Source organism: Cupriavidus sp. Agwp_2 (assembly GCF_040784895.1).
GTDB lineage: Bacteria > Pseudomonadota > Gammaproteobacteria > Burkholderiales > Burkholderiaceae > Cupriavidus.
Window position 1 is genome coordinate 3278531 of the sequence record NZ_CP088083.1, and the last position, 13953, is coordinate 3292483.

General features: G+C 67.3%; 12 protein-coding genes. 4 read left to right on the top strand and 8 right to left on the bottom strand.

What is annotated here, in order from left to right:
* Positions 1-165: 165 nt before the first annotated feature.
* The 3 genes from LPA45_RS15345 to LPA45_RS15355 all read left to right on the top strand — a co-directional run bounded on the left by LPA45_RS15345 (position 166) and on the right by LPA45_RS15355 (position 2245).
* Complete coding sequence (locus LPA45_RS15345) at positions 166-1167, top strand: tripartite tricarboxylate transporter substrate binding protein (RefSeq protein ID WP_317925974.1); 1002 nt, start codon at positions 166-168, stop codon at positions 1165-1167.
* A 131-nt stretch (positions 1168-1298) separates the two neighbouring features.
* Positions 1299-1802, top strand: coding sequence for a MarR family winged helix-turn-helix transcriptional regulator (locus LPA45_RS15350; RefSeq protein ID WP_116318279.1), 504 nt, complete (start codon positions 1299-1301; stop codon positions 1800-1802).
* Entirely contained in the window at positions 1799-2245 is a 447-nt protein-coding gene (locus tag LPA45_RS15355) for a hypothetical protein (protein WP_116318244.1), read from the top strand. Before LPA45_RS15350 ends, LPA45_RS15355 begins: the two co-directional genes overlap by 4 nt.
* Positions 2246-2313: 68 nt before the next feature.
* Here LPA45_RS15355 and LPA45_RS15360 read toward each other — a convergent pair whose 3' ends face one another.
* From LPA45_RS15360 to LPA45_RS15375, 4 genes are all read right to left on the bottom strand, one after another.
* Positions 2314-3996 (bottom strand): long-chain fatty acid--CoA ligase, encoded by a 1683-nt coding sequence (locus LPA45_RS15360; protein WP_367394631.1) that lies wholly within the window; start codon positions 3994-3996, stop codon positions 2314-2316.
* A 192-nt stretch (positions 3997-4188) separates the two neighbouring features.
* Positions 4189-4830: a TetR/AcrR family transcriptional regulator gene (locus tag LPA45_RS15365; RefSeq protein WP_376790611.1), complete on the bottom strand. Its 642-nt coding sequence runs from the start codon at positions 4828-4830 to the stop codon at positions 4189-4191.
* A gap of 272 nt (positions 4831-5102) precedes the next feature.
* Positions 5103-6239, bottom strand: coding sequence for an aminopeptidase (locus LPA45_RS15370; protein WP_367394632.1), 1137 nt, complete (start codon positions 6237-6239; stop codon positions 5103-5105).
* The gene (locus LPA45_RS15375) at positions 6236-8344 is read right to left on the bottom strand and encodes a molybdopterin-dependent oxidoreductase (RefSeq protein WP_367394633.1); all 2109 of its coding nucleotides are present in this window, start codon (positions 8342-8344) and stop codon (positions 6236-6238) included. Before LPA45_RS15375 ends, LPA45_RS15370 begins: the two co-directional genes overlap by 4 nt.
* Positions 8345-8630: 286 nt before the next feature.
* On the opposite strand from LPA45_RS15375, the gene LPA45_RS15380 reads away from it, so the two are divergent.
* Positions 8631-9830: an ABC transporter substrate-binding protein gene (locus LPA45_RS15380; RefSeq protein ID WP_116318249.1), complete on the top strand. Its 1200-nt coding sequence runs from the start codon at positions 8631-8633 to the stop codon at positions 9828-9830.
* A gap of 96 nt (positions 9831-9926) precedes the next feature.
* On the opposite strand, the gene LPA45_RS15385 is transcribed toward LPA45_RS15380, so the two are convergent.
* From LPA45_RS15385 to LPA45_RS15400, 4 genes are read right to left on the bottom strand one after another with little or no spacing between them, the layout of a single operon-like run.
* Positions 9927-10982 carry an ABC transporter ATP-binding protein gene (locus tag LPA45_RS15385; RefSeq protein ID WP_116318250.1) on the bottom strand — a complete coding sequence of 352 codons (1056 nt, stop codon included), beginning with the start codon at positions 10980-10982 and terminating at the stop codon, positions 9927-9929.
* On the bottom strand, positions 10979-11977 hold the full coding sequence (locus LPA45_RS15390; RefSeq protein ID WP_367394634.1) for an ABC transporter ATP-binding protein: 999 nt from the start codon (positions 11975-11977) through the stop codon (positions 10979-10981). Before LPA45_RS15390 ends, LPA45_RS15385 begins: the two co-directional genes overlap by 4 nt.
* Before the next feature lie 16 nt (positions 11978-11993).
* Entirely contained in the window at positions 11994-12932 is a 939-nt protein-coding gene (locus tag LPA45_RS15395; RefSeq protein WP_116318252.1) for an ABC transporter permease, read from the bottom strand.
* A gap of 3 nt (positions 12933-12935) precedes the next feature.
* Positions 12936-13913, bottom strand: coding sequence for an ABC transporter permease (locus LPA45_RS15400; RefSeq protein WP_116318253.1), 978 nt, complete (start codon positions 13911-13913; stop codon positions 12936-12938).
* Positions 13914-13953: the final 40 nt, after the last annotated feature.

The following is a 13953-nucleotide window of genomic DNA, read 5'->3' on the forward strand; positions in this document are numbered from 1 at the left end:
CAAATCCCGCTTGAACTGGGAAGGCACCTCCGGGTGCCTTTTTTCATTGGCGGCCCCGCACCCACCCCATAGGGCATCACCTCATCGGCACCGCCGCGGGTGCCGACTAGAATGCACTGACCCACGCCGGCGCAAGGCGCGGCGCACAACACCAGGAGACCACGCATGCAACCCAATCGCCGGCGCGCCGTCGCGCTGCTGCTGTCTGCCAGCCTCGGCGCCATCGCCGCGCCGGCGGCGCTGGCCGCGGATCCGTATCCGTCCAAGCCGATCCGCCTGGTCGTGCCATTCGCCGCCGGCGGCACCACCGACATCCTGGCTCGCGCCGTCGCCGCGGAGCTGGCCAAGCTGCCGGGCTGGAACGTGGTGGTGGACAACAAGCCCGGCGCGGGCGGCAATATCGGTGCCGATATCGTCGCCAAGGCGGCGCCGGACGGCTATACGCTGCTGATGGGCACGGTCGGTACCCACGGCATCAACCAGTCGCTGTACGGCAAGCTGCCATTCGACCCCATCAAGGACTTTGCGCCCATCACCGAAGTGGCGGCAGTGCCAAACGTGCTGGTGGTCAACCCGGCGTTCGCGCAGCAGAACAAGATCGACAGCGTCAAGGACCTGATCGCCTACGCGCGTGCCAACCCCGGCAAGCTGAACATGGCCTCCAGCGGCAACGGCACGTCGATCCACCTGGCAGGCGAGCTGTTCAAGACGCAGACCAAGACCTTCATGGTCCATTTCCCGTACAAGGGCAGCGGGCCGGCGCTGACCGACCTGACCGGCGGCACCATGCAGGTGATGTTCGACAACCTGCCCTCGTCGATGGCGCTGATCAAGGCCGGCAAGCTCAAGGCGCTGGCCGTGACCAGCGCCAGGCCCTCGCCGGCGCTGCCGGGCGTGCCGACCATCGCGCAGGCTGCGGGCCTGCCGCAGTACGAGGCCAGCTCCTGGTTCGGCATGCTGGCGCCCGCCGGCACGCCGCCGGAGATCGTGCACCGCATCCAGCAGGAAGTGGCCAAGGCGCTCGGCGCGCCCGCGGTGCGCGAACGCCTGCAGGCACAGGGTGCCGAACCGGTCGGCAACACACCGGAGCAGTTCGCCGCGCTGATCCGCGCCGAGACCACCAAATGGGCCAAGGTGGTCAAGGATTCGGGCGCCAAGGTGGATTGACGCCGATTTGATTGCCGGCAGGGCGACCGTCCGCATCGCGCATATACTTGAGGCATCAAATGTTGGTTGCCGGCCCGATCCGGCAACCGCTGGCGGCGTTCGCCGCACACCTGCGCACCGTTGCACTGAAGATGCCAAACCTGTCTCCTGCCACCGGCGCCGAGAGCGCGCCGGTAGACCTTGAAACCCGTGCCGACCAGACCGAGCACGAAGACCTGCGCCTGTGGCTGCGGCTGCTGACCTGCACCAACCTGATCGAGGGCGACATCCGCTCGCGGCTGCGGCAGGAATTCGCCTGCACGCTGCCGCGCTTCGACCTGATGGCCCAGCTCGACCGCCACCCCGAAGGGCTGAAGATGGGTGAGCTGTCGCGCCGCATGATGGTCACGGGCGGCAACGTCACAGGCATTACCGACCAGCTGCAGCAGGAGGGGCTGGTTTCCCGCGAGGCGCTGCCCACCGACCGCCGCGCCTACCTGATCCGCCTGACGCCGGCCGGACGCGCGGCGTTCTCGCGCATGGCGCGCGCGCACGAGGCATGGATCGGGCAATTGTTCTCGGGGCTGGCCGAAACCGACCGGCGCGCGCTGTTCCGACTACTCGGCAGGCTCAAGAACGGCCTGATCTCGCCATGAAGACGCTACGCTACCTCACGCTGTGTGGCCTGCTGCCGCTCCTGGCTGCATGCAGCAGCACGCCGCAATCGCCGCAGGTGACCCCGGTGAATGCCACCATCAAGCTCGGCCGCGTGACCGAGCGGACCTTCCTGACACGGATGGACGTCGCGCAGGCGCCTGCCTACTATGGCAGCGGCACCAGTGTCGGCGTGGGTGCCGCGGGCGGTGGCGGTGGCGGCGGAGTGGGCGTGGGCTTTGCCTTCGACCTGAGCCGGCTGTTCAACCGCCCGGCGCCGGTGCAGCAGATCGACCTGTTCCAGTACAAGGTGCGGACCATGGATGGCGCGATGGTGTCGGCCAATGCGCCGGCGGCTCCGGGACTGGAGCCCGGCGCGTGCGTGCGGGTGATCTACCTGGACGGCAGTACGGATCCAAGGCTGGCGCCGTCGAACGAGTGCTGAGGCGCTGAAGCGGCAAAACAAACGGCCTCCGTTGCGGAGGCCGTTGTTGTTTGCGCAGGGACTGGCGCTCAGGCCGCCTTGCGGCTGTCGCGCAGTTCGCGGCGCAGGATCTTGCCGACGTTGGTCTTGGGCAGCTCGGTGCGGAACTCCACGTACTTCGGCCGCTTGTAGCCGGTCAGCCGCTCCTTGCAGAACTCGATCACGTCGGCTTCGGTCAGCGCCGGATCCTGCTTCACCACGAACAGCTTGACCACCTCGCCCGAGTGCGTGTCGGGCACGCCCACCGCGGCCACTTCCAGCACGCCCGGGCATTCGGCCACCACGCCTTCGACTTCGTTCGGATACACGTTGAAGCCCGACACCAGGATCATGTCCTTCTTGCGGTCGACGATCTTGGTGTAGCCGCGCTCGTCCATCACGCCGATATCGCCGGTCTTGAAGAAGCCGTCCTGGGCCATGACCTTGGCGGTCTCGTCCGGACGGTTCCAGTAGCCTGCCATCACTTGCGGGCCGCGGATGCAGATCTCGCCCGGCTGGCCCAGCGGCAGGTCCTTGCCGTCGTCGTCGCGGATCACCACTTCGGTGGAAGGCAGCGGCATACCGATGGTGCCGGAGAAGGCGTTGCTGTCGGTCGGGTTGCAGGTAGCCGACGGCGAGGTCTCGGACAGGCCGTAGCCCTCGATGATCGGGCAGCCGGTCTTGTCCAGCCACTTCTTTGCCACCGCTTCCTGCACCGCCATGCCGCCGCCGTTGGCCACGCGCAGGCCGGAGAAGTCAACCTTGGCGATCTCCGGGTTGTTGATCAGCGCGTTGTACAGCGTGTTCACCGCCGGGAACATGTGGAACTTGTACTTCTGCAGTTCCTTGATAAAGCCGGGGATATCGCGCGGATTGGGGATCAGCACGCTCATGCCGCCGCTGCGCATGCCCAGCAGGCAGCAGACCGTCAGCGCAAAGATGTGGTACAGCGGCAGCGCGGTAATGGTGACGACCTGGTCGATATGGCCGCCCTTGGCCAGCGCCGGCTGCATCCAGGCTTCGGACTGCAGCACGTTGGCGACCACGTTACGGTGCAGCAGCACGGCGCCCTTGCTCACGCCGGTGGTGCCGCCGGTGTATTGCAGGAAGGCGACATCGTCAGGTCCGGTGGTCGCCGGCTGCAACGTCAGCTTGCTGCCTTCGGCCAGCACGCTGTTGAAGCGCACGCAGTTGGGCAGCTCCCACTCCGGCACCATCTTCTTGACGTTGCGCACGACAAAATTGACGATCGCGCCTTTCAGCCCGCCCAGCATTTCGCCCATGCTCGCGACCACGACGTGCTTGACCGGCGTGCGGCCCAGCACCTGCTGCAGCGTGGCGGCGAAGTTCTCCAGGATGACGATGGCCTCGGCGCCGCTGTCCTTGAGCTGGTGCTCCAGCTCGCGCGGGGTGTACAGCGGGTTGACGTTGACCACGACAAAGCCGGCACGCAGCACCGCGGCCAGCACCACCGGGTATTGCAGCACATTGGGCATCATGATCGCCACGCGCGCGCCGGGGCGCAGCCCGCGCGACTGCAGCCACGCGGCAAAGCGCGACGACATCTGGTCGAGCTCGCCGTAGGTGATGGCCTTGTCCATGCAGACGAAGGCCTTGCGGTCGGCGTAGGTGCGGAAAGACGCTTCGAGCAGCTGGGCAAGCGTGCGGAACTGGCTGACATCGATCTCGGCAGGGACGCCGGCCGGGTAGTGTTTCAGCCAAATTCTTTCCATAGCACCGTCTCCTGATTTTCTGAATGGTCGTTCGATTTTTCCGAGATGCTAAACGGGCGCCCCGGTTAAAACAACAACTTAGACGAAGTCCTCGGGGCCATCGCACGACGCAATGCGCCCCTGACGGGCATTATGCGCCACCGGTGTCCCGGCGGCAGCGGGATAACCCCTAGGCCCGTGGGCTCATCTGCCTCAGGGCAAGACCAGTTTCATCATGTTGGTGGCGAGCTCATGCGCAAGCGCCTCGTCATCCATGCGGCCTGGCTGGTGCCACGTGTACATGAAGCCGACCACGCTGCCGATCGCATGCGCCGTCACGCGCGCATCGCCAAAGGCAAAGACGCCTTCGCGCTTGCCTTCTTCCAGCAGCGCGTAAAGGTCGCGGTAGAAGCCGCGCGCCATGCTGTCGAGCCAGGCCACGGTATCCGGGCGCAAATACTGGTTGTCGCGGAAGCTGAGCGTCGCGGGCACGTGGCAGGCAACGCAACGGCGCGCCATTTCCAGCAGGCAGGCAGGCAGCCGCTCCCGCACCGGCAGCGCCGGGTTGGCGGTCTCGCGGATCACGGGCAGGCAAGTCTGCGCCGACTCGCGGCACAGGATATCGAAGATCTCGTACTTGTCGGTGAAGTAGTAGTAGACCGCCGGCTTGGTCACGCCCAACGCGCGGCACAGGTCGTTCATGGTCATGCCGGGATAGCCCTTCGTATAGAAGAGCTGCGCGGCGGTATCGAGGATCTGGCGGCGGCGTGCCTCCTGGCGTTCGGCGATTTGCATGCGCGCCGGCACGGGCTCGGGCGTATCTTCAGGTGGGGCGGGGCTCTGTACGGTCGACATGATCGCAATTCTCGCATGGCGCAATGGACCGGAATGGGCCAGCTATCCGGCGCATTGGCGCCAGCGTGGGTCGCCATAGCATCATACCCATCGGTATATAAAGCAACGGGTACATACCCGGGCGGCAGCCGGGCGCGCGCCGGTACCGATCACTGCAAGAAGATCCTCACGCATGGACCGGGCCGGACCGCAACGCATGCCGCTGCCCGCGGGCGTGCGCCTACCGCGCCGACCTCCCAGGCTGACGATCTTGCAAGCAGGATCTGGGTGGCTCAGTTGGTCTCGGCCGCCTTGCCGCCCGCGGTCAGCGTATCGACGCGGGTCGCGGGCGGCGCCAGCCGGCGCAGCGCGGCCTCGCGCTCGGCGGCGGGCAGCGCGCCGATGCGGCCGGCTTCGGCATAGAAGCGGCGCCAGTCGCCATCGCACTGCACCAGCAGCGCGGTAAAGGCCGGCACCCATTGCTGGTAGGTCGCCACCGCCGCCAGGTGGGCATTGGTCAGCGACTGGTCGAACCAGCGGTCATAGCCGCTGTAGTTGCCCCACTCCACCTTGAGCCGCGCGTATTGGTCACGCATGTCGGCAAAGATCCTGGCCTTGCCCTCGCGCTTGGCTTCGTCGTCCAGCGGCGTCTGGTACAGCGCCGCCAGCCGGTCGCGCGTGCCGAGCAGCAGCGCGCGGAACTGCTGGCGGCGTGCGTCGTACTGGCGATAGCTGGCGCGCGCGTCCTCCGAGGCATCCTCGGCCAGCCAGCGCTCCACGCCGGCGGCTTCGACCGCGGTGGCAAAGGACTCGTTGAAGGCGGTGTCGTTGCGCACGTAGACCACCTGGTGCGCCAGCTCGTGGAAGATCAGCCGCGCCAGTTCGCCCTCCGGAAGGTAAACGAAGGTATTGAGCAGCGGGTCGTCGAAATAGCCCAGCGTCGAATAGGCGGGAATGCCCGCCACGTAGGCTTCCAGGCCGTCGCGGCGCAGGGCCTGCGCGTACTGCTCGGCATCGGCCTGCGCGTAGTAGCCCCGGTAGCTGATGCAGCCGACGATCGGGAAGCACCACTTGCGCAGCTCCATCGACAACTCGGGCGTGGCAAACACGCTCCACACCACGTAGGGCCGATGCAGGTTGGCGTAGCGGCGGTAGCTGCCGTTGTCGGGCAGCTGCAACTCGCGCGACGCATAGTCGCGGATGCGGCCGGCCAGCGCCAGCCGTTGCGCCAGGCGCGCGTCGTTGGCGTCGCGCGCGCTGGCAATGGCATCGTTGAGCGGCTGCGCCTGCGCCATCACGCCGAGGTGGCCACCGATCGACTGCGCGTAATATCCGACCGTGTCGCACCCGGCCGTCAGCAGGGCCAGTGCCGCCAGGCCCGTCGCCGCCAGGATTGCCGCCCCGCGCCGGCGGCCGGGCCGCTGCTTCATGCGGGAGCGACCGCCCCTTCGGCGCAGGCTTCCACCTGCACCAGGCAGTCGTAGAACACCGGCGCGCGGCCCAGGTCGGTCAGGCGCTGGCTGGTCAGCTCGTTGGCGTTCTTGCCGTCCGAGGCCAGCTTCTTCCACCAGATCGACAGTCCCACCACCAGTCCGCGCCGCGCGCGCTCGGTGACGCGGGCGCGCGCCACCATGCTGCCGCGGTCATTGAAGACGCGCACCATCGTGCCGTGCACGATGCCGCGCTCGGCGGCGTCGGCCGGATGGATGTCGAGGTGCGGCTCGCCTTCGGTGGCGCGCAGGCTGTCGACGTTGACGAAAGAGCTGTTGAGGAAATTGCGCGCCGGCGGCGAGATCATCGCCAGCGGATAGCGCGCCGCCAGTTCCGGCGCGGTCGACGGCGACTCGTACTGCGGCACGTAGGCAGGCAGCGGGTCGAAACCGTCGCGCGCCATCGGCTCGGAATAGAACTGGCATTTGCCGGATGCAGTCGGGAAGCCGCCGTCGGCAAACGGCGCCGGAGCCAGTGGCAGCTTCTGCCAGCCCTGCTCCTTCAGCGTGGCCCAGCTGATGCCGGCGGCGCGCGCATCGCCCGGCAGGATCGCCTGCGCGGCGATGTCCTCGTCGCTGTCCGTAAAGCACGGCTCGGTGAAGCCCATGCGCTGCGCCAGGCGGCGGAAGATCTCGGTATTGGGCAGCGCCTCGCCCATCGGGGCGATCGCGGCGTTGTTGGCGAGGAAATAGGTGTGGCCGTAGGCCTTGTGCACATCGGTGTGCTCAAGCTGCGTGGTGGCTGGCAGCAGGATGTCGGCATAGTCGGCGGTGTCGGTGCGGAAGTGCTCCAGCACGACGGTGAACAGGTCCTCGCGCGCAAAACCGGCCGCGACCCTGGACGACTCCGGCGCCACCGCGACCGGGTTGCTGTTGTAGACCATGACCGCCTCGATGCGCGGCGCGCCGGGCGCGGGGTCGGCCAACAGGGCATCGCCGATGGTGCTCATGTTGACCATGCGAGGCAACGTTTCCGGCCAGCCCGGCAGCAGGTCTGGCCGCTGCAGCGCAGCGTCGTCGATCGGGAAAAAGCCCGAGGTCGACAACTGCAGCCCGCCGGCCGCATGGCGCCACGCGCCCACCAGCGACGGCAGGCACGCCACCGCTCGCACCGCCTGGCCGCCGCCGTGCACGCGCTGCATGCCGTAGTTGAGGCGGATCGCCACCGGCTGGCGCTCGCGCACCGCCAGCTGGCCGTAGAGGCCTGCCAGCCACTCGACATCTTCCATCGGGATGCCGCAGATCTCGGCCACGCGCGCCGGCGGATAGGCCTGGGCGCGCTCGCGCAGCGCCTCGAAGCCCACCGTGTGGCGTTCGATGTAGTCATGGTCGAGCAGCCCATCGCGGACCAGAATATGGATCATCCCCAGTGCCAGCGCGCCGTCGGTACCGGGCATCGGCGCGATATGGCGATGGCATTTCTCGGCACTCAGCGATCGGTAGGGATCAATCGCCACCAGGGTCGCGCCGCGCCGCTTGGCTTCCTGCGCACGCGTCCAGAAATGCAGGTTGGAAGCAATCGGGTTGCCGCCCCAGATGATCACCAGCTTCGCATCGACCACGTGCTCCATGTCCATGCCGACGCTGGCGCCATAGGTGTAGCGCAACGCGGTGGCACCGGCGCTGGCGCAGATGGTGCGGTCCAGCCGCGACGCGCCCAGCTTGTGGAAGAAGCGCGCCGCCATGCTCTCGCCCTGCACCAGACCCATGGTGCCGGCATAGCTGTACGGGACGATGGCCTGCGGATCGCGCGCGGCGATGGCCTGCAGGCGCGTGGCGATGGTGTCGAGCGCTTCGTCCCAGGAGATCGGCGCGAACTTGCCCTCGCCCTTCCCGCCGATGCGCTTCATCGGCGTCAGCAGCCGGTCGGGGTGGTAGGTGCGTTCGGTGTAGCGCGATACCTTGGTGCACAGCACGCCCTGCGTGCCGGGGTGGTCCGGGTCGCCGGCCACCTTGATGGCGCGGCCGTCCTCGACGGTGACGAGCAAGGCACAGGTGTCGGGGCAGTCATGCGGGCAGGCGGCGCGGACGATGCGGGAAGCCATGGGATCTCCGGGGGCTGGCGGTCTGTCGTTATCTTTCGTTCGTTCGGAACGTGAGGTTTATGGCGCAGGCGCCCGGGTCGCGGGCCGGCGCCGCGCCGGCGCTGCGGCGCGTCCCCTCCGTGCGGGCGTGCGGGGCCAGGGCGGGGAGTATCTCGATCGGATTGTATTCGATATGATGTGCCGGCGCGCGGCCGGCACCACGCTGGCGGCGCGCTTGCCGCCCAATGCCGGCGCAGACCGGCCCATGGCGGCGAACGGGTAACCGAACCACTTTTTGCGGGGGTTTATGTTTTTCCGATCCGGGGTCAATGGCCGGCTTGCCGGCCTGCTGGTGGCGTGCGCCATCGGCACGGGCGGCGCATCCGGCGCTGCCATCGCCAACACCGCGGCAAGCGCCGCCACATCCGAGCACGGCGTCACCGCCGACTCCATCCTGCTGGGGCAGTCGGCCGCGCTGACCGGCCCCGCCGCGTCGCTTGGCAAGCAGATGAACGCGGGTGCACGGCTGTATTTCGACCACATCAACCAGCAGGGCGGCATTTATGGCCGCAAGATCCGGCTCGAGGCGCTCGACGACTACTACGAGCCCGAGCCGGCCGCCAAGAATACCCGGAAGCTGATCGAGGAAGACCGCGTCTTCGCGCTGTTCGGCTATGTCGGCACGCCCACCAGCCAGGCCGCGCTGCCGCTGGCGATCCAGGCCAGGGTGCCGTTCTTCGGCCCGTACACCGGCGCGCGCTCGGTGCGCGAGCCGCGCAGCCGCTACGTCTTCCACGTTCGCGCCGGCTACGGCGACGAAGCCATGGCGATCCTGCGCCAGATCCAGACCACCGGCCTGAAGCGCGTGGCCGTGGTCTACAACGACGATGCCTACGGCAAGGCCGAGCTGGAGGAGCTGGAACGCGCACTGAAGAGCGCCGCCGACAGCGGCGTGCAGCTGGTCGCGCGCGAAGCCGTGGTCCGCAATACGATGGAAATCGGTGACGCCATGCAGGGCGTGCTCAAGGCCAGCCCTGACACCGTGGTGATGATCAGCGCGTATCGCACCGCCGGCGCCTTCGTCAAGGAAGCGCTGCGCCGCGGCTACAACGGGCAGTTCTATAACGTCTCGTTCGTCGGCACGCAGGCGCTGGCCAACGAGGTCGGCGCGAAAGGCAGCGGTGTGATCATCTCGCAGGTGATGCCGCATCCGGGCAACGCGACGCTGCCGGTGGTGCGCGAATACCTGCGCCTGCTGCAGGCCGCGGGCAAGCCGAATGAGTTCGACTACGCCAGCATCGAGGGCTACATCGCCGCCAAGGCCTTTACCGACGGGCTGCGCCGCGCGGGCAAGGACCTGACGCGCGAGAAGCTGGTGACGGCGCTGGAATCGATGCGCAGCGTTGACCTGGGCGGGTTCGTCGTCAACTTCACGCCGGAGAACCATGTGGGATCGCGGTTCGTGGAGATGACGGTGATTAATTCGAAGGGGCAGGTGATCCGGTGAGGTGAGTTGTCCGGGCGCCTTGGTGTTCTCCCCTCTCCAGCAAGAGTAGCAAGAGGGAGAGGGGAGAAAAGCAACGGGATCGCACGTTCCCTCGCCCTACTTCATGTCATTCAAATGACAAGCCGAAAACCGCAGCGGCGCAATCTCCTTCAATACCGGCTGCTCCTCCTTGCAACGTGGCATCGCATACGGACAGCGCGGATGAAAGTGGCACCCCGGCGGCGGATTCAACGGTGATGGAATCTCGCCCTTGATCGCCACATAAGTCTTCTTGCCGACCTCCAGCTTCGGCGCTTCCGCCAGCAGTGCCTGCGTGTACGGATGGTTCGGCGCGGCGAACACATCCTCGGTCGGGGCCGACTCCACCACCCGTCCCAGGTACATGATCACCACGCGGTCGCTGATGTGCTTGACCACGCCAAGGTCGTGGCTGATGAACAGGTAGGTCAGGTTCAGCTCTTCGCGCAGCCGCATGAACAGGTTCAGCACCTGCGCCTGGATCGATACATCGAGCGCAGCCACCGATTCATCGCAGACCAGGAACTCCGGCTTCACCGCCAGCGCGCGCGCAATGCCGATGCGCGCGCGCTGCCCGCCCGAGAACTGGTGCGGGAAGCGGCGCAGCACGGTCGGGTCCATACCCACGCGCACCAGCATGTCCTCGACATAGCCTTTCTGCCTGCCACGGTCGACCATGCCGTGGACCACCGGCGCCTCGCCGACGATATCCAGCACGCGCAGCCGCGGATTGAGCGAGGCGTACGGGTCCTGGAAGATCATCTGGATCGCCAGCTGCTTCTCGCGGCGCTTGTCCGGCGGCAGGTGGTCGAGGTTGGTGCCGCGCCACAGCCGCTCGCCCTCGGTCAGCGTATGCAGCCCCACGGCCATGCGGCCCAGCGTGGACTTGCCGCAGCCGGATTCGCCGACCAGGCCCACGACTTCACCGGTGCGGATGCTCAGGTCAACCCGGTCGACCGCATGCACCACCTCTTCGCGGGCATGAGCGCCGAACAGGTTGGCGATGCGCGCCGCGGTGTCGAGCGACTTGACGAAGCGCTTGGACACGCCGCGCAACTCCAGCAGCGGAGCCGCCGGCGTCGGGTCGGCCGCGGCGTTCGCCATCGGTCGGGATTGCAGTTCAGTCGTGGTCATGCCGCCTCCTGGTTGGCCAGCACCGGATGGAAGCAGCGCAAGCGGCGGCCGTCGGCGGCAGTCTCCAGCGGCGGCTCGGTCTTGCACGCGGCGGTCGCGTACGGGCAGCGCTCGCGGAACGCGCAGCCGCCCGGCAGGTTCAGCAGCGATGGCGTCATCCCCGGGATCTGCCGCAGCGGCGCGCCGCGCGGGTTGCGCGACGGCGCCGAACCGATCAGGCCATGCGTGTACGGATGCTCGGGATTCTCCAGCACCTGGCGCACATCGCCGGCCTCCACGATCCTGCCGGCGTACATCACGCACACGGTGTCGGCCAGCCCGGCAACCACCGACAGGTCGTGCGTGATCCAGATCAGCGCCGTGCCGGATTCGCGGCACAGGGTCTGCATCTCGTACAGGATCTGGCCCTGGATGGTGACGTCGAGCGCCGTGGTCGGTTCGTCGGCAATGATCAGGTCGGGCTTGTTCAGCAGCGCGATCGCGATCGCCACGCGCTGGCGCATGCCGCCCGAGAACTGGTGCGGATAAGCCAGCAGGCGTTCGTCCGGCGAAGGGATGCCGACCCGCGCCAGCGCATTGCGCGCGCGCTCGCGCGCCACCGCCTTGCCGACGTTTTCGTGCGCCAGCACCGCCTCGATCATCTGCGTGTCGATGCGCAAGACCGGGTTGAGCGTCATCATCGGATCCTGGAAGATCATCGCGATGCGGTTGCCGCGCACGTCGCGCTGCTGCGCCGGCGTGAGCGCGCGCAGGTCGCGCGTGATGCCGTCGCGGCTCGTCAGTGCGATGCGTCCGTCGACGACCTTCCCGGGCGGGTCGATCAGGCCCATGATCGAGTAGCCGGTCATCGACTTGCCCGAACCGGACTCGCCCACCAGCCCCATGATCTCGCCGCGGCCCACGGAAAAGGACACGTCGTCGACGGCCTTGGCAATGCCGCCGCGCGTGTAGAAATGCGTCTTCAGGTTCTCTACGACCAGCGTAGGTTGTGCCATGTCGGTCTCCCGCGAGTTATTGCGTCTGCAGGCGCGGGTTGAGCACGTCGCGCAACTGGTCGGCGACCAGGTTCATCGCCACGATGGTGACCACCAGCGCGATGCCCGGGAAGAAGCTGATCCAGTACTTGCCCGACAGCATGTACTGCTGGCCGTTGGAGATCAGCGAGCCCAGCGACGGCTCGGTGACCGGCACGCCCAGTCCGAGGAATGACAGCGTCGCCTCCAGCGTGATCGCCGACGCCACCTGCAGCGCCGCGATCACGATCAGCGGCGGCAGGCAGTTGGGCAGCAGGTGGCGGAACATGATGCGGCGCGGCGGCAGGCCCAGGCAGGTGGCCGCCTCGATATACTCCTTGCGGCGCTCCACCAGCGCGGCGCTGCGCGTGGTGCGCGCGTAGTAGGCCCACTGCACGGCCACCAGCGCGATCACGATATTGCCGAGGCCCGGGCGCAGGAACGCCAGCAGGATCAGTGCCAGCAGGATCGGCGGGAACGACAGCTGCAGGTCGGCCACGCGCATGATGAAGGCCTCGGTGCGCCCGCCCAGGAAGCCTGCCAGCAGCCCCAGCGTGGCGCCCAGCAACAGCGCGATCACGGTGCTGACCACGCCCACGCCAATGCTGATGCGCAGCCCGTACATCACCGCGGACAGGATGTCGCGCCCCTGCTCGTCGGAGCCGAGCAGGAAGGTCATGCCGGTGCCGGCCTTCTCGCCCGGCGCCAGGCGCGCATCGAGCACGTCGAGCGTGGCCAGGTCATACGGGTTTTGCGGCGCCAGCCACGGCGCGAGGATCGCGATCAGGATGATGATGACCAGCGTGGCCAGCCCCGCCACCGCGATCTTGCTGGAGAAGAACTCCGCGGCAAAGCGGCGCCACGGCGACTGTTCGCGCGCAGCCGGCGGCGTGCCCGGCGGCGTCTTGTCTTGGGGTTCGGCGGTTACGGCACTCATGGCTCAGCCCTTGTTGTCGGCAATACGCACGCGCGGATCGAGCATGCTGTAGACGATGTCCACCAACAGGTTGATCAGGATGAACAGCGTCACGATCACCATCAGGTAGGCCACGATCACCGGCCGGTCCAGCAGCTGGATCGAGTCGATGATCAGCTTGCCCATGCCGGGCCAGGCAAAGATCGATTCAGTCACGATCGCGAACGCGATGATCGAGCCGAACTGCAGCGCGATCACCGTGACGATCGGGATGAGGATGTTCTTCAGCACATGCACGCCGACGATGCGCGTGTTGGACAGGCCCTTGGCGCGCGCGAACTTGACGTAGTCCTGCAGCATCGCCTCCTGCGTCCCGGCGCGCGTGAGCCGGATCACCATGGCGATATTCAGCAGCGACAGCGTCACCGCGGGCAGCACCAGGTGGCGGATGCCGTCGACGGTCAGGAAGCTGAGCGGGATGCCGAGCACGCGCACGGTCTCGCCGCGCCCGTTGGAAGGCAGCCAGCCGAGCTGCACCGCGAACACCATGATCAGCATCAGGCCGACCCAGAAGGTGGGCAGCGAGAAGCCCAGGATCGACACCGTCATGATCGACTTGCCCGCCACGCCGTTGGGCCGCAACCCGGCCCACAGCCCCAGCGGAATGCCCAGCACGATCGCCAGCAGGATCGCGCACACGGCCAGCTCCATGGTGGCCGGCATGCGCTCGAAGATCAGCTTGAGCGCCGGCGTGCCATGCGCGAACGAGGTACCCAGGTTGCCTTGCAACGCGTTCTGCAGGAACACCCAGTATTGCTCCCACAGCGGCTTGTCCAGGCCAAGCGCCGCGATGGTGCGCTTGATGTCCTCCTGGTCGGCCTGCGGGTTGATCAGGATGTCGACGGGATTGCCGATGGCAAAGACGCCGAGGAAAACCAGCAGCGACATGACGAAGAGCACCACTACGCTCTGCATCAGGCGCCGGATGATGAAGACCAGCATATTCAGACCACTATCCTTTCGCGCGTGAATGCGCACGCCG